This window comes from Pseudarthrobacter sp. MM222 (genome assembly GCF_947090775.1).
Lineage (GTDB): Bacteria > Actinomycetota > Actinomycetes > Actinomycetales > Micrococcaceae > Arthrobacter.
Genome location: NZ_OX352321.1, coordinates 3,040,324 through 3,059,044 on the forward strand (window position 1 = coordinate 3,040,324; position 18,721 = coordinate 3,059,044).

At 67.0% G+C, this 18,721-nt stretch carries 15 protein-coding genes; 2 read left to right on the forward strand and 13 right to left on the reverse strand.

The window, feature by feature from the left end:
• Positions 1-3: 3 nt before the first annotated feature.
• The 5 genes from hpf to mtrA all read right to left on the reverse strand — a co-directional run bounded on the left by hpf (position 4) and on the right by mtrA (position 6,391).
• Positions 4-729: a ribosome hibernation-promoting factor, HPF/YfiA family gene (gene hpf, locus OM977_RS13850; protein ID WP_264354505.1), complete on the reverse strand. Its 726-nt coding sequence runs from the start codon at positions 727-729 to the stop codon at positions 4-6.
• A gap of 143 nt (positions 730-872) precedes the next feature.
• Positions 873-1,688 (reverse strand): ComF family protein, encoded by an 816-nt coding sequence (locus OM977_RS13855; protein WP_264354506.1) that lies wholly within the window; start codon positions 1,686-1,688, stop codon positions 873-875.
• Between the two features lie 335 nt (positions 1,689-2,023).
• A complete protein-coding gene (locus OM977_RS13860) occupies positions 2,024-3,745 on the reverse strand; it encodes an LpqB family beta-propeller domain-containing protein (protein WP_264354507.1) in 1,722 nt (573 codons plus the stop codon).
• On the reverse strand, positions 3,742-5,490 hold the full coding sequence (mtrB, locus tag OM977_RS13865; protein ID WP_264357427.1) for an MtrAB system histidine kinase MtrB: 1,749 nt from the start codon (positions 5,488-5,490) through the stop codon (positions 3,742-3,744). The genes OM977_RS13860 and mtrB overlap by 4 nt, the downstream gene beginning before the upstream one ends.
• Positions 5,491-5,716: 226 nt before the next feature.
• Positions 5,717-6,391 carry an MtrAB system response regulator MtrA gene (mtrA, locus tag OM977_RS13870; protein WP_264354508.1) on the reverse strand — a complete coding sequence of 225 codons (675 nt, stop codon included), beginning with the start codon at positions 6,389-6,391 and terminating at the stop codon, positions 5,717-5,719.
• Between the two features lie 178 nt (positions 6,392-6,569).
• Between mtrA and OM977_RS13875 the strand changes: the two genes are divergently transcribed.
• Positions 6,570-7,283: a DUF4166 domain-containing protein gene (locus tag OM977_RS13875; RefSeq protein WP_264354509.1), complete on the forward strand. Its 714-nt coding sequence runs from the start codon at positions 6,570-6,572 to the stop codon at positions 7,281-7,283.
• Positions 7,284-7,302: 19 nt separating this feature from the next.
• On the opposite strand, the gene OM977_RS13880 is transcribed toward OM977_RS13875, so the two are convergent.
• The 7 genes from OM977_RS13880 to mnmA all read right to left on the reverse strand — a co-directional run bounded on the left by OM977_RS13880 (position 7,303) and on the right by mnmA (position 15,965).
• Positions 7,303-8,346, reverse strand: a complete 1,044-nt coding sequence (locus tag OM977_RS13880) for a hypothetical protein (RefSeq protein ID WP_264354510.1) — start codon at positions 8,344-8,346, stop codon at positions 7,303-7,305.
• Between the two features lies 1 nt (position 8,347).
• Positions 8,348-8,782 carry a chorismate mutase gene (locus tag OM977_RS13885; RefSeq protein ID WP_264354511.1) on the reverse strand — a complete coding sequence of 145 codons (435 nt, stop codon included), beginning with the start codon at positions 8,780-8,782 and terminating at the stop codon, positions 8,348-8,350.
• A 166-nt stretch (positions 8,783-8,948) separates the two neighbouring features.
• Complete coding sequence (locus OM977_RS13890) at positions 8,949-10,652, reverse strand: ABC transporter ATP-binding protein (RefSeq protein ID WP_264354512.1); 1,704 nt, start codon at positions 10,650-10,652, stop codon at positions 8,949-8,951.
• Entirely contained in the window at positions 10,649-11,671 is a 1,023-nt protein-coding gene (locus tag OM977_RS13895) for an ABC transporter permease (RefSeq protein WP_264354513.1), read from the reverse strand. The genes OM977_RS13890 and OM977_RS13895 overlap by 4 nt, the downstream gene beginning before the upstream one ends.
• 1 nt (position 11,672) lies before the next feature.
• A complete protein-coding gene (locus tag OM977_RS13900; protein WP_264354514.1) occupies positions 11,673-12,764 on the reverse strand; it encodes an ABC transporter permease in 1,092 nt (363 codons plus the stop codon).
• A 130-nt stretch (positions 12,765-12,894) separates the two neighbouring features.
• Positions 12,895-14,529, reverse strand: coding sequence for an ABC transporter substrate-binding protein (locus OM977_RS13905; protein ID WP_264354515.1), 1,635 nt, complete (start codon positions 14,527-14,529; stop codon positions 12,895-12,897).
• A 314-nt stretch (positions 14,530-14,843) separates the two neighbouring features.
• On the reverse strand, positions 14,844-15,965 hold the full coding sequence (gene mnmA / locus OM977_RS13910) for a tRNA 2-thiouridine(34) synthase MnmA (protein WP_264357428.1): 1,122 nt from the start codon (positions 15,963-15,965) through the stop codon (positions 14,844-14,846).
• 218 nt (positions 15,966-16,183) lie between these two features.
• On the opposite strand from mnmA, the gene OM977_RS13915 reads away from it, so the two are divergent.
• Positions 16,184-17,428 carry an NAD(P)/FAD-dependent oxidoreductase gene (locus tag OM977_RS13915; protein WP_264354516.1) on the forward strand — a complete coding sequence of 415 codons (1,245 nt, stop codon included), beginning with the start codon at positions 16,184-16,186 and terminating at the stop codon, positions 17,426-17,428.
• On the opposite strand, the gene OM977_RS13920 is transcribed toward OM977_RS13915, so the two are convergent.
• Positions 17,407-18,648 carry a cysteine desulfurase family protein gene (locus OM977_RS13920; RefSeq protein WP_264354517.1) on the reverse strand — a complete coding sequence of 414 codons (1,242 nt, stop codon included), beginning with the start codon at positions 18,646-18,648 and terminating at the stop codon, positions 17,407-17,409. The genes OM977_RS13915 and OM977_RS13920 overlap by 22 nt on opposite strands.
• Between the last annotated feature and the right edge of the window lie 73 nt (positions 18,649-18,721).

Here is an 18,721-nt window from a genome sequence, read left to right on the forward strand (position 1 = left end):
AGTCTAGGTGCTGGCGGGCTCATCCTCGGAACGGTACGCGATGACCTTCGCTTCCAGTGGAGCCTCGCCCGGCTCGCAGGTCTGGTCAAGGGAGATCACGCCGTAGGTCCAGCCTTCGCGGCGGTAGACGACAGAGGGTGCCTTCGTCTCCTTGTCAACGAACAGATAGAAATCGTGACCCACGAGCTCCATGTTGTCCACGGCGTCGTCCAGGGTCAGGGACGCTGCGGTGAAAACTTTGCGACGGATCAGCACCGGGGAGTCCCCGGCGGGAATGTCGTTCTCCACGTCATACGGCGACTTCACCGATTCAGTCGTCTGGGCCTCCTGCCGGCGGCTCGCTTCCTCGTAGAGGGGTGCGCTGGTGCTGGCCGGTTCCAGCGACGCCGTGGCTTCGCGCACCGCCACGGGGGTGTGCCGGCCGTGATGGACCTTTTTGCGGTCCTTCGCCCGGCGCAGGCGTTCAAGAAGCTTGTTGTAGGCAAGATCGAACGCGGCAAATTTGTCCGCGGCGCTGGCCTCGGCCCGGATCACGGGGCCGCGGCCCAGGACTGTCAGCTCGACAGTGAGCATCTCATCGGTCTGGCGGGCCTTGGTCTCCTTGGAAACCTTCGCGTCTACCCTCTGGACCTTGTCCCCCAACGACGCAATCTTCGAGATCTTCTCGTCGGCATACTCGCGGAAGCGGTCTGAGACCGTCAAATTACGTCCGCTGATCATGAACTCCATGGTGCCCTCCAAATGACTTCGGTGACACGACGGCGGCACTTCCCGGGGCTGTTCTGACTGACAGTCGAGCCCCTTTCCGAGCCGCTATCGACAGGTACATCTGTTCTTGGTACCCATCTCCGACGTTAGTTCATAGCCTCCTGTTATTCATCCTTTTTTGGTTTATTTTTTTCCTTGACACCCGCCTTCCCCGCCGCTGTGCGGTGACCGGCCGCAAAGTCGGACGCGACGGGCGGGCGTGTCGCAGCAAGGACCACGGCGCCCCGGACCAGCGCTCCGGCCAGCTGTAGGGCGCGGGCTGCCTCTGCAAGCGTGGCACCCGTCGTGAGCACGTCATCGATGATGATGATGGGCTGCCCGCGCAGCTCCGGCGCCCGCGGCCCGCTCCGTACCCGCATCGAACCCCGCACCCGCTGCGACCGCGCACCACGGCCCAACCCTTTCTGCCCGCCGGGCAGGGACCCCACGGACCCCGTCAGCGCGCGGATCAGGAACCCGGGCGGGGACGGCGTAAGCGGCCGGGTCCCGGACCAGGCCGCCCTCCGCAGGACTCCCGCCTTCCGCAGCACGTCGACGACCCGAGGACCGGCGGGATCCTGCGGCCCGGAACTCCCGTCCCGGCTGAACCTCCTGAGCAGCACATGGACCGGGCTGAACCCCCGTTTCCGGAAGGCGCTGTTGCTCGTGGGCACCGGCACCAGCCAAACCCCTGCCGGCTCCCCCACCGCGGCGCCCACGGCCCCGCGGAGCGCCTGGGCCAGCACCCCGCCGAGCCGCATCTGGCCGTACCGTTTGAATGACAGCACCGCTTGCGCCAGCTCCGCGCGGTAAACGCCGGCGGCAACGACCGGAAGCAGCACGGAGCCGTCCATGTCCATCAGCGCGGGGGCCTGCGCCTCGGCCCGGAACGGGTTCCGGGTCAGGAGCCGGATCTGACGCGTGCAGGTGGCACAGAGCACCAGATCCTCCGCCCCGCAACAGACACAACACACAGGAACAGCCAGGGCAAGCAGCTCAGCCGCTGCGGCCTCGGTCCGGTCCGCCAGCCGCGTCAGCCCGCGAGGATAGTCCCCTCGATGTTTCGACCCGCTGGATGCCGGCGGGGACAGGTCCGGATCGGCGGCATACCGGTGGGACTGCGTGCCCTTGTGCCTGTGCCTCGTCATGGTTCAAGGTTGACGCGGCACGGCCAACATCGACACCAGCCAGCAGGTTATGTGCACAACAGGGTCAGGTGCCCAACGCTGTCGTGCCGGAAGAGCGGACAGGCCGACATCGGGCCTCCGACTTGGGTTCAGCCGGGGAAGGCCGGATCGACAGGACCCTTGAGCTGGGGCGACCAGCCGTTGCCGAGCCGCTGGAAGATGCCTTCGGCGGACTGCGCGTAGATCTCCTCCGGGCCGTTGCCGGCGCTGAGGGCTGTGAGCCCCGGCCAGGGCGCAAGCAGCTCCGGCTGGGCGGACGTCAGGGACAACAGCTCGGGGATCACGGTTTCGCTCGCCGAGCCCTTCAGAACGGCCACGGTGGCGTCGTCGACCCAGACCCCTTGGTCGGGGTCGCGGGCCGTCAGGAGGGTCATCGGTGCGGTCAGGTCCCGGGGCGTGCCGTCAGCGGCCCGGATGATGCCAGTCACTTGGACTTTGGTCTTGCCGTTCTGCTCCGAAATTACCAGCGCCCGTGCGCCCTCACGGGACACCCGGAACTCCTTGACGGTGCGGCCGGCCAGCCAGCTTGGCGCCAGCGAGACGGTCGGTACGGGAGCACCTTCGGCCAATCCGACGGGCCGGTAGGCAACGACTTCGGTAGCGCCGCTGGCTCCCGGACCGGCGGTCCACACCCAGTCGTACCGGCCGAAGGAGGGCCGGGACAAGGTAGCTCGGGTCGTCAGCGCCCGTGCGGCCTGACCGGGCACGATCGAGTAGAGGGTGGTCCGGCCGGCATTGAGGAAGGCCGCGGATTGCGAGACGGGCGACTCCGCCGGGGCCCGGGGGGCAAGGGCTGCCACGGACTGGATATCCGGAAGAGGTGACACCCTGTTGTTCTCGTACCGGACCAGCTCGTTGTTGCTGACCGCGATCTGGTGGGCCGGGATGTTCTTCTCGCGGATCGGCGCCAGCACGGATCCGTTGTCCTCGACGCGGACGAGGTCCTGGTTGGCCCGGAGTTCAACGTTGATGACGTCGGGCTGGCTCCGGAATGTCAGGGCCAGCTGCGTCTGCATCCGCAGCCTGTCCTCGTTGGAGGCTTCCACGAGGTCCTTGGCGGTGAGATCCACCTGGGCTGCACCGGAGACCACGGGGACCGACTCCCGGGCCAGTTTGATGCCCGAAGGGAAGGCGCTCACGACGGCGCCCTTGAGATAGGGGGCGGGCCCGCCGAGGAGGGCGCTGGTCATGGACTTGACGGTCTTCTTTTTGATGAACCAGCGGACATCGGGGACAGCGTAGGTGAAGGTGGGATCGTAAAAGTAGATCGGGTAGGCACCGTAGATGACTTTGAACGTCTCTTCCGGGATGGCGGTGCCGTCCGGGATTTCCGAGATCCTCCATTCACCGTCGACCTGCGTCAAGGTCGCGGGAATGTTTTCGGTGGTCCCCGGAGGAAGCTGGGTGGCAACGCCGTCGGCGTCCACGGAGTAAGCCACGTCAAGTTCGTAGTTGAAGACGTTTTCGACCCCGGTGGGCACCACCCGCGCGGACCGGAAGACGAGGACCCGCTGGTCCGGTTTCCAGGAGACGGACGAGGCCTGGGTGAGGTACTGGCGGGCGACCGCGTAGTCGTCCTCGTAACCGCTGCCGGCCAGGTAGAAGTCCTCGATCACGGCCTCGGGTCCGGCGCCGGAGCGGGGAGCGGACGGGAAGAACACGGGAGCGTTATTGGGGTTGCCGGCGCTCTCGTCGGTGCTCTTGCCGACCGGCCCGGAGCGCGGAATCTGGGCGCAGGACGTCAGCATCAAAAGGACGACGGCCAGCAGGGCGGCGCACGCCTTCCTGACCTTGCTCGAGGAGACCCTCATGACTCCCCCTTGCTTCCGTCATCACTGCCGCCGGCGCGGGGCACGGTTCCCGGCTCGGCAGCCTTGCCCTCCGGAACGGGCGAGGGGTCCAGCAGCACCATGGTGCGCTGGGGTCCGGAACCGGGCAGTCCGACGTCGGCCGGTTCGAGCTGGAGCGGCGATCGGGTGATGGTCTCGCCCTGGCGCAGCGAAAGGGTCAGCCGGAAGTTGGACCCGTTGCCCTTGTCCCCCCACGCCTGCAGCCACCCGTTGTGGAGCTTGGTGTCCTCGGCGGCAATGGACAGGCCCAGGCCGCTGCCTCCCGTGGTCCGGGCCCGGGCCGGATCGGCGCGCCAGAACCGGTCGAAGACGCGGGCGGCCTCGGCGGCGCCCATGCCGATGCCGTGGTCTCGGACGGCCACTGCCACGGCGGTGCCGTTGGCCGCCACGGACACGTTGACCGGGCGGCCCTCGCCGTGTTCCAGGGCGTTCAGGATGAGGTTGCGCAGGATCCGGTCGATCCGGCGGTCGTCCATCTCCACGATGATGCTGCCCTCGGGGGCGTTGAGGGTGACCTCGGAGCCGTACCCGGCCGCGACGGGGGCCACGCCTTCAATTACGTGGGTGATGAGCTGGACGATGTCGGTGGGCTCGGCGTCGAGCGTTGCCACCCCGGCGTCGAAGCGGGAAATTTCCAGCAGGTCCGCGAGCAGTGACTGGAAGCGTTCCACCTGGTTGTAGAGGAGTTCCGCGGAGCGTTTATTGATGGGGTCGAAATCCTCACGCGCATCGTAGAGCACCTCCGCGGCCATCCGCACCGTGGTGAGCGGCGTGCGCAGCTCATGGGAAACGTCGGAGACGAACCGCTGCTGCATCTGGGAGAGGGTGGCGAGCTGCGTGATCTGTTCCTGGAGGCTGGCGGCCATGTGGTTGAACGAAGCGCCGAGCCGTGCCACCTCGTCCTCGCCCTTGACCACCATGCGCTCCTGCAGTTGCCCGGCGGCCAGCTTTTCGGACACGACGGCGGCATGGCTGACGGGGCTCACGACGTTGCGGGTCACGTACCAGGCGACGGCGCCGATCATGAGCACCAGCGCCGCGCCGCCGGCCAGCAGGACGTTCTGGATCTCGTCGAGGGTCTTCTGTGCCGTGTTGAGGTCGTAGATGAGGTAGAGCTCGTAGACGGTGCCGTTGAAGGTGACCTTGTTGCCCACCGCGATGCCGGGACGGTCCTCGGTTCCCACCGGGAATTCCGTGGAGGCCCAGAACTGCTCCTTGCCGGAATCCTGCACGGCCTTGCGCAGCTCCGGCGGAATGACGCTGATGGTCAGCTGGTCCGAGGCCCGGGATTCCACCCACCGGTTGCGGGGCTTGGTCTGTTCGGGCATGGCTTCGAAGACGTACCGGCGCTGGATCACGGAGCCGCGGCCCTCGACAGCGTTCAGGGTGTCATAGACGAGCGTGATGACGCTGGACTGGTCGGTGACCTGGGCGCCGTCGAACGTGTCCTGGACCTGCTTCACGTTGTAGCGCGTCTCGGACTCCGCCTGGGCGAGGCGTTCCTGGAAAAGATTATTGGCGATCTGGTTGGAGAGGTACGCGCCTACCACGGCAAACGAGCTGATGGCGAGCATCAGCGTCGTAAGTACCGTGCGGAACTGCATCGAGCGGCGCCATTTGCGGTGCAGGGTCCGCAGCAGGTAACGGATGCCCGGCAGCAGCCGGGAGGCCCCGGTCCGCACCAGGCGCGCGACGCGGACCGCCATGATCAAGGCACGGCGCAGCCAGATCCTGGTGCGGAAGCGGATCAGGTGCCAGCCCGCCGGTCCAGGGCGCTGGTCGCCCGGCTCCGGCTCAAGCTCCGGCTCAAGCTCCGGCTTCGGCTCCGGCTCCGGCTCAAGCTCCTGGGTGGCATGTTGGGAGCGGGCTTGTTCAGTGGCCTGCGCCAGCAGGGTGTGTTCCGAGGTTGCCCCGGGCTGGCCGTCCGAGGGCTCAGGAACCTGCTTTGTAGCCGACACCACGGACCGTCAATACAACTTCGGGGGCTTCCGGGTCACGTTCGATCTTTGACCGAAGCCGCTGGACGTGGACGTTGACCAACCGGGTGTCAGCGGCGTGACGGTAGCCCCAGACCTGCTCCAGTAGGAGTTCCCGGGTGAAGACCTGCCAGGGCTTGCGGGCCAGCGCCACCAGGAGGTCGAATTCCAGCGGCGTGAGCGAGATCCGTTCGCTGCCGCGGCTGACCAGGTGGCCGGCGACGTCGATGGTGACATCCGCGATGCGCAGGGTTTCCGGCGCTTTCTGGTCGCCGGGGCGAAGCCGGGCCCGGACCCGGGCCACGAGTTCCGCGGGCTTGAAAGGTTTGGGTACGTAGTCATCGGCGCCGGACTCCAGCCCCCGGACCACGTCCGAGGTGTCCGATTTCGCCGTCAGCATTACGATCGGGACATCCGATTCGGCACGGATCTGCCGGCACACTTCGATACCGTCCATGCCCGGGAGCATGAGGTCGAGCAGCACCAGATCGGGCTTCGACGCACGGAAGACTTCGAGCGCCTGCGCGCCGTCGGCGCAAAAAACGGGTTCAAAGCCATCATTGCGCAACACAATGCCGATCATCTCGGCGAGCGCCTCGTCATCGTCCACTACCAGAATGCGTGCCTTCATAGTTATATATTCCCCTATTGAATTGGCTTTGTCGTATTGAGCGCTTTCCGGGCATGGCGCGGAGGCATTGTCCGCGGCCGGACCCGGGGCCGCACGTGGTCCCGCTGTGACAACCTGCCGCCAGTCCTGCATGCTGTGCACAAGGCACCATTCCGGCCAGGACCCGCAGGAGGCTCCCGTGACCACACCGATTTATCTGCTTGCCCTGGGGGATTCGTTTTCCAGGCTGCAACCCCAGCTGCAGGAATATTTCTCCCTCACCCCGGGATCCGGCCATTTCGGCGTCGGCGAGGGCGTCTTTGACGTGGTGGGTTGTCCGCAGCCCTGGCTGCGCCCGCTCCTGCGCCTCACCAGCGGGGAGCAAGCCTTCTTCCCGGAGTACGGCGAGCGCATCCCGTTCCGGATCGAAAACCATGCGCACCTGGATCCGTTCGGACGCCCGAGCCTGACGGCCCGCCGTGAGATTTTCTTCCCCGGCACCACGCGGTTGTTCTCCGACACCACAAGTTTCGAGAACACGGGCAGCAGGCGCGGACTCGTCGATTACGTCGGCCGGTACCGCAGGCTCGCGACGGACCTCAACCTCAGCGTGACCGACGACGGCCGTCTCCGGGGCGTCTCGGAGGCGTCGCGGCTGTTCCTCGGGCCGCTTCGGATCCCCCTGCCCCAGGCCTTCGACGCCAAGGCCTACGCCGAACAGTGGTGGGAGCCGCAGGAAAACGGCCAGGGCAGGCACCGGATCCAGGTCAAAGTGATCCAGCCGCAGCTGGGCCTGGTGCTGGTCTATGCGGGGCACTTCGACTACCGGCTCGAACCCTACCCCGGCGGCACCACAGTCCCGGGCCACCTGCCCGGCCATGCCCGGCCGGACCGCTGGGAACACCGGGTCTGAGTCCCGGCGCGGGTTGCCCTTAGCCAAGGGCGAGCTGGTTGAGTCCATCCGCGACCTGGGTCAGCCGGGTCAGCACCGCCGTCGCGGACGACGGCGAATGCCGCGCCAGCCCCTCCGCCGGGGTTACCCGCAGTGCGCCAAGCGTGGACGCCGGCAGCCCGAGCTGGCGCCAGGGGCGCCAGACCGTTTCGACGGCGTCGGCGACGCGCGGCAGCGTCGCCGAGGGCGAGCCCACGTCCAGCGCACCGGCCCACAGCCGCCTGCCCGCCTCCACCGCTCCGGCCAGCTGCTCCCACTGGCGCGAGGTCAGGGCGCGCAGCGGAACAGCGATCCCGTCCGCCCCGGAGGCCAGGATCCGATCAAAGGGTGCCTCGATTTCCGGGACCGCGACGACGATTTCGACGGCGCCGGCGGCGCGCAGCGCCTCGACGAGCAACTGCCAGGAGTCGGTGGCCTCCTGGCCGGGGACGGAGCGCAGGGTGCGGTAGCCGCTGGACGTGGGGATGGTGCCGGCCAGGACAGAGGCGATCTCCGGCTCGTCGATCTGTACCACGATCCGCGCCCCGGGCGCCGCCGCGGCCACTCGTTGCAGATAACTGCCGGCTCCGGCGGCCAGCGAGGAGGCGATGTCGCGGCGGGCACCGTAATCGATCAGCGCGCGCTCCCCGTTGTGCAGGTGCAGGCCCGCGGCAAGGCTCAGCGGGCCGCGCAGCTGCACTTTGAGGTCCCCGGCGGGGCTATCCTCGGCGCCAATCACGTCGGCGAGGACGTTGATATCGGTGGAGAGTGCTGAGCGCGCCCGCATCAGGTCCTTGCCTGGGCGGTCCACGATCCGCCAGCCGTAGGGCTGAACGTCCACGGCAAGTTCGACGAGGAGCGAGGCCGTCCGGCCGAGGGCGTCTGAGCCGACCCCGCGGTCCGGTAGTTCGGCCAGGAAGGGCAGGTGGGGGCTGCCGAGTTCGCCGCGGACGATCCGGGTGGTTTCGACGGGGTCTTCGCCGGGCCACGGGCCGAGCGCCGTCGCCGTGACCTGGCCGGGATCGGGAAGCGTGGAGGCTGCCATCTCAGGCGTCTGCGGAGACGGCGGGGCCCGCAGGCGCGGCGCGGCCGGAACCCTTTGCTTGGGCGGCGGCCTCGTGGTCCTCGGCGATCGCTTCGTGGTGGCGGATGACCTCGCCGATGATGAAGTTCAGGAATTTCTCGGCAAAGGCCGGGTCCAGGTGCGCCTCGGCGGCGAGCCGGCGCAGCCGGGCGATCTGGGCGGTCTCGCGGCCCGGGTCCCCTGCGGGAAGCTTGTGCGCGGCCTTGAGGAAGCCGACTTTCTGGGTCGCCTTGAAACGTTCCGCCAGCAGGTACACGAGGGTGGCATCGATGTTGTCGATGCTGGAGCGGATCGACAACAGCTCGGCCATCACGGCAGGATCCACCTGACCGGCCAGGGAACTGGCCCCAGGATCATAGGAAGCGGCATCGGGATGAGTCTGGTTCTGCTCGGTCATTGACCCAGTCTAGGGGCACCGCCGCTATTCGTTCCTGCTGTTAAGCGCCGCCCAGCCGGGGGCGGAGGCTGCCTTTCGTCGGCGCCAAAAAGGACATGTCCACAGTTCGGGGACCAGTTCAAGGTGAACGGTGGACATGTCCTTCCGGCGAGTTCGCGAGGGGGCCTCAGCTGTGCAGTACGGCGCGGAATTCCGCCCGGCGCCGGGCCTGCTCGTCCGGGTCGGGAACGGGCAGGGACGCGATGAGTTTCCGCGTGTAAGCGTGCTGCGGGTTGCCCATCACCTGGTTCCCAAGCCCCTGCTCCACCATTTTGCCCTTGTAAAGCACGCCCACCCAGTGGGACAGGATGTCCACGACGGCAAGGTCGTGGCTGATGAACAGGCAGGCGAAGCCGAACTCGGCCTGGATCTCCTTGAACAGCTCCAACACCTTCGCCTGGACGGACACGTCCAGGGCCGATGTCGGTTCGTCGGCGATCAGCAGCTTCGGGTTCAGGATCAGCGCCCGTGCCAGCGAGGCCCGCTGCCGCTGGCCGCCGGAGAGTTCGTGCGGGTAGCGGTCAGCGTACGACGCCGGCAGCTGCACGGATTCCAGCAGCTCGCGGGTCCGCTGGCGTGCCTGCGCCGGGGTCGGCTTGCCGTGGATGATGAGCGGTTCCGCGATGCAATCGCCGATGGTCAGCTGCGGGTTAAAGGACGCGGCCGGGTCCTGGAACACGAAGCCGATCTCCTTGCGCAGCGGCTTGAAGGTGCGCTCCCTGAGGTTGAGCATCTCGTAGTCGAGCACCTTCAGGCTGCCGCCCGTGGTTTTGTTGAGCCCGGCGATGGCGCGGCCGATGGTGGTCTTGCCGGAGCCGGACTCGCCCACCAGGCCGAACACTTCACCCTCGGAGAGCGTGAAGTCCACGCCGTCGACGGCCTTAAACGCCGGGCTGCCGAGCCGGCCGGGGTACTCGATGGTCAGATTCCTGGCCTCGACCAGGACCTTTCCGCCCTGGTGGGCGCGCTCGATCAGTCCCTCCGAGGCTGAGTTCCTGCCGAGGTGCGGGACCGCGGCCAGCAGTTTCTTGGTGTAGTCCTGCTTGGGCTCCGCAAAGAGCGTCCGGGCGCTTGCCTCTTCCACGACGTCGCCCTGGTACATCACGACGACGCGGTCGGCGAGGTCCGCCACCACGCCCATGTTGTGCGTGATGAGCACGATCGAGGTGCCGTACTGGTCCCGGAGATCACGCAGCAGTTCGAGGATCTCCGCCTGCACGGTGACGTCCAGGGCGGTGGTGGGCTCGTCGGCGACGATGAGTCCCGGGTTCAGGGCCAGCGCCGCCGCGATCACGACGCGCTGTTTCTGCCCGCCGGAAAACTGGTGCGGATAGTGGTTGACCCGGGTTTCCGGATCCGGGATGCCCACCTTGCGGAGGGCCTCGATGGCACGCAACTTCGCGTCCTTGGCATTAACCCGCCCGGCTCCGCCGCGGCCCGCGTGGGCGCGGATGCCTTCAGCAATCTGCCAGCCGACGGTGAAGACGGGGTTGAGGGCGGTGGACGGCTCCTGGAAGACCATGGCGACGTCGCGGCCGCGGATCTCGCGGAGTTTCGACGGGCTGACGCTGATCACGTTGTTGCCGTTGATCAGTACCGCTCCGGAGCTGAGCGCGGTTTCCGGCAGCAGTCCGAGGATGGTCTTCGCCGTGACGGTTTTTCCCGAGCCGGATTCGCCGACAATGGCCAGCACCTCGCCGGGATTGACCTCCAGGCTGACGTCCTTGACGGCATAAACGTCCCCCGCGTCGGTGGCGAAGGTGACCTTTAGATGGTCGATGTCCAGGACGGGCCCGGCGCCGCGGCCGCGCTGGTCGATATTGGTGGTCATGAACTTCTCACTTCTGCTTCTACGGCTGCCTGCGCCGCTGCGGGGGAATCCGGGCCGCTCTTGCCGGCGGAGGCTGCCTTCCGGCCGCGCAGCCGGGGATCGTTTAGGTCGTTGATGCTTTCCCCGACCAGCGTCAGTCCCAGGACGGTCAGCACAATCGCCAAGCCCGGGAACACGCCTGTCCACCAGATGCCGGAGGTGGTGTCGGCGAGCGCCTTGTTGAGGTCGAAGCCCCACTCGGCCGCAGAGGTCGGTTCGATGCCGAAGCCGAGGAAGCCCAGACCGGCGAGCGTCAGGATGGCCTCCGAGGCGTTGAGCGTGAAGATCAGCGGCAGGGTGCGGGTGGCGTTCTTGAAAATGTGGCGGCTCATGATGCGGATGTTCGAGGCGCCCACCACCTTCGCCGATTCCACGAACGGCTCCGCCTTGAGCCGGATGGTCTCGGCCCGGATGACGCGAAGGTATTGCGGGATGAAGACCACGGTGATGGAAAACGCGGCCGCGAGGATGCCGCCCCAGAGGTTGGACCTGCCGCCGCTGATGGCAATGGCCATCACGATGGCAACGAGCAGCGGCGGGAAGGCGTAAATGGCGTCGGCGATCACGACGACGATCCGGTCCAGCCAGCCGCCGATGTAGCCACTGACCAGGCCCAGGATGACGCCGATGAAAATCGACATGACGACGGCGACGACGATCACCAGGGCGGCGGTCTGCGCCCCCCAGACAACCCGGGAGAAGACGTCGTATCCGCCGACGGTGGTACCCCAGAGGTGCTTGCCGCCGGGGGCCTCCTGCGCGGGGAAGCCGCCGTCGGCGTCCGAAATCTGGGAAAAACCGAAGGGCGCGATCAGGGGCGCGAAGATCGCGGTCAAGAGGAACGCAGTGGTCAGGACGAGCCCGGCCACGAGCATGCCCCGCTGGAGCCCGACGCTCTTGTTGAAGTGCGATACAACCGGCAGCCGGCGGTACCACGGTACACGGCGGTTCTCGGCTGCAATGCTGGGTTCAATGCTCATATCAGTACCTCACGCGGGGGTCGATCAGCGCGGCGAGGATATCCACGATGAAGTTGGTCACGGCCACGATCACGGCGAGGAGGACCACGATGCCCTGGACCGCCACGAAGTCGCGCGCCGTCAGGTAGTTGACCAGTTGGAACCCCAGCCCTTTCCACTCGAAGGTGGTCTCGGTCAGCACCGCGCCGCCCAACAGCACGGCAATCTGCAGGCCCATCACGGTGATGATGGGAATCAGCGCCGGCTTGTAGGCGTGCTTGGTGACCAGGCGGAATTCGCTCACGCCGCGGGAGCGGCCGGCTTCGACATAGTCCTTGCCGAGGGTTCCGATCACGTTCGTGCGGACCAGGCGCAGGAAGATGCCGGCGGTCAGCAGGCCAAGCGCGAGGGCGGGCAGGACGGCGTGCGCCATGACATCACCCAGGGCAGCCATGTTTCCGCTGCGGACTGCATCCAGCCAGTAAACGCCGCTGGGCGCCTGGAGGGCGGTCAGGGCAAGCTCGGTGGATGTTTTCGCGCGTCCGGCGACGGGGAGCCAGCCCAGCCAGACCGAGAAGGTCAGCTTGAAGAGCAGACCGGCGAAAAAGACGGGCGTGGCGTAGCAGAGGATGGCGAAGATGCGCAGCACGGCATCCGGAGCCTTGTCGCGGCGGTGCGCGGCGAGCATGCCCAGCGGGATCCCCACGAGCAGGGCTACCACCAGTGCGTTGATGGTCAGTTCCAGGGTGGCCGCGCCATAGGTGGCGAGCATCTCCGAGACCTGGCGGTTGTCGGAAAGCGTGGTGCCGAAGTTCCCGGTGGCGAGCTGGCCGAGATACTCAAAATACTGCACGAAGATGGGCCGGTCGTAGCCGGCCGCGGTGATCCGCTCCTGGAGCTGCTCGGGCGGAAGCCGTCCGCCCAGGGCCGCGGTGATGGGGTCGCCGGTGATCCGCATCAGGAAGAACACCATGGTGACGAGGATGAGAATCGTCGGGAAGATCAGGAAGAACCTGATCACGAGGTATTGGCCCAGTCCCCCACCGGACTTCTTCTTCTTTGACGGCAGCAGGCCGTCGGCGTCGGTCGGCGGCGCCTCGATAAGTGATGTCATTGGTACCTAAATGTGTGTTTCCCTCGGCCTCGTGAGCGTCGGGAATCTGTTGTCCTGACGAGCAAGAAAGGCGGGACGCCGTGCAGGCGCCCCGCCTCCTTGGCTGGTCAGAACCGGATGGGGATTGGTGCTACTTGGAGATCACGCTAAGGCGGGTCTTGAAGGAGGCATCGAGGGTCGTTTCGACGCCCTTGACGTCCTTCCCCGCGACCATCAGCTGGGCGCCCTGGAGCAGCGGCAGCGTGGAGAGATCCTTGGCGACGGCCGTCTGGGCCTCACCGAGCACCTTCTCGCGTTCTGCCTTGTCCACCGTGGTGAGCTGCTTGGCGACCAGGTCCGTGACAGCCGAGTTCTCATAGTGGTTCTTCAGGAAGTTGCCCGGGACGAAGAACGGTGTGAGGTAGTTGTCCGCGTCGGAGTAATCCGGGAACCAGCCGAGCTGGTAGACCGGGTAGGCATCGGCGGTCCGGTCCTTGGAGTACGTGACCCACTCGGTGGACTGCAGTTCCACCTTGAACAGGCCCGACTTTTCCAGCTGCTCCTTGATCATGGCGTACTCATCGCCGGAGGACTTGCCGTAGTGGTCCGGGTTGTACTGCAGCTTGATGGTGACCGGAGCCGTCACGCCGGCGTCAGCGAAAGCCTTCTTTGCCTTGTCGAGGCTGGGCTTGCCGGATCCGTCGCCGTACATTTCCTTGAGCGGCTGGATCGCCCCGACGAAGCCGTCCGGAACAACCGAGTAGGCCGGCAGGTACGTGCCCTTGTAGACCTGGGTGGCAATCGCGTCGCGGTCCACCACGTTGGCCATCGCCTGGCGTACGGCGAGCGCCTTGGCCGGATCGGCGTCGGCCGCCTTGGCGCCGAACGGCATGGTGTCGAAGTTGAACACGATGTAGCGCAGCTCGCCACCGGGGCCCTTGTGGACCTTGACCTTGGAATCCTTCTCCAGGTCCGCGGCGTCCGTCGCGGTCAGGCTGCGGCCGGCGACGTCGATGTTGCCCTGCTGGACGTCCAGCTTGAGGTTGTTCGAGTCCGCGTAGTACTTGATGGTGGCGCCGTCGTTGGCCGGCTTGCCCAGCAGGCCCTTGTAGTCCGGGTTGGCCTTCAGGCTGACCAGTTCGTTCTTCTTGTAGCTTTCGATCGTGTAGGGGCCCGCAAACGGCTTGCCCTTGACGATTTCGTCGTCGCTGAGCAGCTTGTCCGCCGGGAAGACCTCTTCGTCGACGACCGGTCCGGCGTTTGCGGCGAGGACGCCGGGGAATACCTGGTCGTTGCCGGCCTTGAGCGTGAAGACCACCGTGGTGTCGTCCGTGGCTTGCACCGACGCCAGGTTGCCGAGCAGCGAGGACGGGCCGTTGTCATCCTTGATGGCGACGACACGGTCGATCGAATACTTCACGTCCGAGGAAGTGAGCGCATGGCCGTTGGCGAACTTCAGCCCGGACTTGAGCTTGACGGTGTACTCGGTCGGGCTGGTGAAGGACGCGGACTCCGCGATGTCGGGGGTGGAATCCGCGGTGCCCGGCTTCGCGTTGAGCAGGAACGGGTAGATCTGGTTCATCACCATAAAGGAGCCGGCGTCATAGGAACCGGCCGGGTCGAGGGTGACGACCTTGTCGGTGGTTCCGTACGTAATGGTGCCCCCGCCGGCGGCGCTGCCGGTGGCCGTCCCGCCGCCGGAAGGTCCGGTGCAGGCGGTCAGTGCGAAGGCCGATACCCCGGCGAGCGCGATAGCGCTCTGCAGGGCTTTCTTGTTCATTGCCATCTGTGAACTTTCTGTTCGATGAGTACTCGTGCGCGCAGCACGGAAGCGAGAAAAGGAACTTCGGCGTGCGGACACTGTCCTGATTCCTAGATTCAATCAGAAGACCCGCTGGTGAACCGTTACATCTTGTGAGTTGAGACACAAAATTTACACGGACGCCGGGAACCCGCCATTATCTTCAGGATTTCTGCCCAATAATCGGCGCCCGGAGGGCCTTCCCCCCGCTTGAGGAACGCGTTAAGCGGGAAGGAGCACCGCACGTCGAACATGTGCGGTGCTCCTGCATGAGTCCCGGGCGGCCCAGGGCCTGGCGGTCAGAGCGCCTCGCGCTGCAGCGAACGTGCGGCGTCGATGGTGGCCTGCCCCAGGACCCGGCTGCCCTGGTAGAGAACCACCGTCTGTCCGGGGGCGACGCCACGCAGGGGTTCCACCAAGGTGACCACGAGGTTTCCGGGCCCGCCGGCACCGGGTGCGTCCGCGGGTTCCATCCGGGCGGTTGCGGGCACGGGGTCACCGTGCGCGCGGACCTGGGCATAGCAGTCGAATTCCTCGCCGGTGGCGACTTCTGCAATCGGCAACCCGGCCCAGGACACCTTGATGCCGCGGATTTCATCGATGGCAAGGAGGGCCTCAGGCCCGACCACAACCTTGTTTTCCTTCGGGCGGATCTCCAGGACAAACCGGGGCTTGCCGTCGGCGGCCGGGGTGCCCAGCTTCAGGCCGCGGCGCTGGCCAACGGTGAACGCGTTGGCCCCCGGGTGCTCGCCGACCTTCGCGCCGGATTCATCCACGATGTCACCGGTGGTCATGTCGATTTTCTCGGCCAGCCAGCCGGCGGTGTCGCCGTCGGGAATGAAGCAGATGTCGTGGCTGTCCGGCTTGTTGGCAACGGAGAGGCCTCGGCGCTCGGCTTCGGCGCGCACCTCCGCCTTGGACGGCGTCTCAGCCAGCGGGAACATGGAGTGTTTGAGCTGCTCGTGGGTCAGCACGCCGAGGACATAGCTCTGGTCCTTCGCCCAGTCGGCGGCCCGGTGCAGCTCGGGGTTGCCGTCCGCGTCGGTGATCACCTTGGCGTAGTGCCCGGTACAGACGGCATCAAACCCCAGCGCGATCGCCTTCTCGAGCAGCGCAGCGAACTTGATTCGTTCATTGCAGCGCATGCAGGGGTTGGGCGTGCGTCCGGCGGCGTACTCGTCAATGAAGTCCTGGACCACGTCCTCCTTGAAGCGCTCGGAGAAGTCCCAGACGTAGTACGGGATGCCCAGCACGTCGCAGGCGCGCCAGGCGTCCCGGGAGTCCTCAATGGTGCAGCAGCCTCGGCTGCCGGTACGCAGGGTGCCCGGCATCCGTGACAGCGCCAGGTGGACACCGACGACGTCATGTCCGGCTTCGACGGCACGGGCGGCGGCGACGGCGGAGTCAACGCCGCCGCTCATTGCTGCAAGAACTCGCATACTGGCTTTCTCTAGGAGTTGGGGCGTTCGGCGGGCACGGATGCCGGAAGCCGGTTGCTGGCCACGGAACTAACACAATGCCCGCCGCCCCATTCTATCGCCACGCCGATTACTCCCCCAAAAGCCTTGACGGGTGCGCCCCCCGCTTCTAAAGTCAGGATTATCAGTTTTAGAATGCCATCGGCGGGGGTCGAGCGGAAATGGCTGTTGAGGACATCGTGATCGTCGGCGGCGGGCTGGCCGGTGCCACAGCCGCCAGGACCCTGCGGACGGAAGGCTTCAGTGGACCGGTAGTGCTGCTGGCCGGCGAGCGGCATTACCCCTACCTACGTCCGCCGCTGTCCAAGGAGTATCTGTTGGGCAAGGCCGGGGATGACGCGCTGCCCGTGGTGCCGGAGGGCTGGTACGACGAAAACGCCGTCGAGCTGCGGTTGGGAGTCCCGGCGACGCAACTGGATCCCTCCGCGCGGACAGTGGGCCTGGCTGACGGCAGCCGGCTGGAATATGCCTCGCTGTTGCTCGCGACCGGAGCGCGGCCCCGGAGCATTCCGCTGCCGGGCAACGACTTGGACGGCGTGAGCTCCTTCCGGACCGTGGAGGACAGCCGCCGGCTGCGGGCCCGTTTCGCCGAGGGCGGGCGGAACATTGTGATGATCGGCTCGGGTTGGATCGGAATGGAACTGGCCGCCGCCGCGAGCAGCTACGGAAATGCCGTCACCCTGCTGGGGTTGGAGGAGGTGCCGTTGGGGGTGGCGATCGGGCCGGAGCTGGGTTCCTTCTTCCGTACCCTGCACGAAGCCAACGGTGTGCGGTTCCGGCTTCCGGCGTCGGCGGCCGAAATCCAGGGACGGTCGGGACGGGTGACCGGGGTGCTGACCGACGCCGGAGAGGTCCTTCCCGCGGATTTGGTGGTCGTGGCCGTGGGGGTGGTACCGGATGGCGCCTTGGCCGAAGCCGCCGGGATCGGAATGCGCAACGGGATCCTGACGGACGCCTCGCTGCGGACCTCGGCTCCCGGGATCTTCGCGGCCGGCGACGTCGCCAATGCCCTGCACCCGTTCACCGGGGAGCACCACCGCAGCGAGCACTGGTCCAATGCGCTGAACGGCGGCAAAGTGGCGGCCAAGGCGATGCTCGGCCAGGACGCCGCGCTGGACACCATCCCGTATTTCTATACCGACCAGTTCGACGTCAGCATGGAATACTCCGGATTCCCCAGCCTCGTCTCCGGGCCGCCCGTAATCCGAGGGTCCCTGGATGCCAAGGAATTCGTGGCGTTCTGGCAGCGCGATGGCCAGGTGGTGGCCGGGATGAGCGTCAACTGGCCACGGTCCGCAAAACCCCAGAAAGCGATCAAGGCGCTCATTGCAGCCAAGACTCCGGTGGCGCCTGAGGCCCTGGCCGATCCGGAGGTTCCACTGGATCAGCTTCTTCCGGCAGCCTGACGGGCTGTTTGGCGGGCGAGCGTTCCGGCGGTCTGGATGCTCGATTCGTGCCCGGCCATGCCGGCCTGGCGGGCGCGGGCGTAAGCACCCGGCAGGGCCGCCAGCAGCGCGTCGACATCCTCCGCGGTGGAGGAATGCCCCAGCGTGAAGCGCTGCGCCCCCCTGGCCGCGGCCTCGTCCAGGCCCATGGCCAGCAGCACGTGGGACGGGCGCGGGACACCTGCCGTGCACGCCGACCCGGTGGAGGACTCGACGCCGGCGAGGTCCAGCAGGAACAACAGGGAGTCGCCCTCACAGCCGGGGAAGGTGAAGTGTGCGTTGCCCGGCAGCCGCCCCGCCCCGGGGGCTCCGCGCAGCACTGCCTCCGGCACCGCCGCCAGGACACCGTCGATCAGGCGGTCCCGGAGCGCCGCGATCCGGACGGCCTCCTCGGGGAGCTTCGCCGCGGCGGCCTCGGCAGCCGCAGCAAAGGCGGCAATCGAGGCGGTGTCGAGCGTCCCGGAGCGGACGTCGCGCTCCTGGCCTCCGCCGTGCTGGACCGGGGTCAGCTTCACCGCGCGGCCCAGGAGGAGCGCGCCGACGCCGACGGGCCCGCCGATCTTGTGCCCGGAGACGGACATGGCATCGAGGCCGGTGCCGCGGAAATCCACAGGCACGGAGCCGAAGGCCTGGACGGCGTCGGAGTGCACGGGGACGCCGGCGGCGTGCGCCAGTTCAACGATCCTGGCTATGGGCTGGATGGTGCCGACCTCGTTGTTGGCCCACATGACCGTGACAAGGGAGACCGATGCCGGATCGCGGGAGAGTTCGGCCTGCAGCACCGCAAGGTCCACGACGCCCTCGGCATCCACCGGGAGCCAGCACACGTCCGCGCCCTCATGCCGTTCCAGCCATTCCACGGTGTCCAGCACCGCGTGGTGTTCGACGGCGGAGCACAGGACGCGCGTCCGGTCCGGATTCTCGGCGCGACGTGCCCAGTACAGGCCCTTGACCGCCAGGTTGTCGGACTCGGTCCCGCCGGAGGTGAAGATGATTTCGGAGGGATGGGCCCCGGCGGCCGAAGCCAGCACTTCCCGCGCGTCCTCGACAGCCCGGCGGGCCCGGCGGCCAGAGCCGTGCAGCGACGAGGGGTTGCCGGTGCGGGCCAATTCGCGGGTCAGCGCTGCCAGCGCCTCCGGGGCGAGGGTGGTGGTGGCGGCATGGTCGAGATAAACAGGCACAGCCCCAATTCTACCCGCGGCGGCTGCCGGCGAAGCAGCCTGGCAAGGCCCGCCGCTCGTGTACATTCGAGCG

Bases quoted from the DNA above. Each gene is read 5' to 3' on its own strand.
- hpf (WP_264354505.1), bottom strand. From the start codon at position 729: ATGGAGTTCATGATCAGCGGACGTAATTTGACGGTCTCAGACCGCTTC.
- OM977_RS13860 (WP_264354507.1), bottom strand. From the start codon at position 3,745: ATGAGGGTCTCCTCGAGCAAGGTCAGGAAGGCGTGCGCCGCCCTGCTG.
- mtrB (WP_264357427.1), bottom strand. From the start codon at position 5,490: ATGGCGGTCCGCGTCGCGCGCCTGGTGCGGACCGGGGCCTCCCGGCTG.
- mtrA (WP_264354508.1), bottom strand. From the start codon at position 6,391: ATGAAGGCACGCATTCTGGTAGTGGACGATGACGAGGCGCTCGCCGAG.
- OM977_RS13880 (WP_264354510.1), bottom strand. From the start codon at position 8,346: ATGGCAGCCTCCACGCTTCCCGATCCCGGCCAGGTCACGGCGACGGCG.
- OM977_RS13885 (WP_264354511.1), bottom strand. From the start codon at position 8,782: ATGACCGAGCAGAACCAGACTCATCCCGATGCCGCTTCCTATGATCCT.
- OM977_RS13890 (WP_264354512.1), bottom strand. From the start codon at position 10,652: ATGACCACCAATATCGACCAGCGCGGCCGCGGCGCCGGGCCCGTCCTG.
- OM977_RS13895 (WP_264354513.1), bottom strand. From the start codon at position 11,671: ATGAGCATTGAACCCAGCATTGCAGCCGAGAACCGCCGTGTACCGTGG.
- OM977_RS13900 (WP_264354514.1), bottom strand. From the start codon at position 12,764: ATGACATCACTTATCGAGGCGCCGCCGACCGACGCCGACGGCCTGCTG.
- OM977_RS13905 (WP_264354515.1), bottom strand. From the start codon at position 14,529: ATGGCAATGAACAAGAAAGCCCTGCAGAGCGCTATCGCGCTCGCCGGG.
- mnmA (WP_264357428.1), bottom strand. From the start codon at position 15,965: ATGAGCGGCGGCGTTGACTCCGCCGTCGCCGCCGCCCGTGCCGTCGAA.
- OM977_RS13915 (WP_264354516.1), top strand. From the start codon at position 16,184: ATGGCTGTTGAGGACATCGTGATCGTCGGCGGCGGGCTGGCCGGTGCC.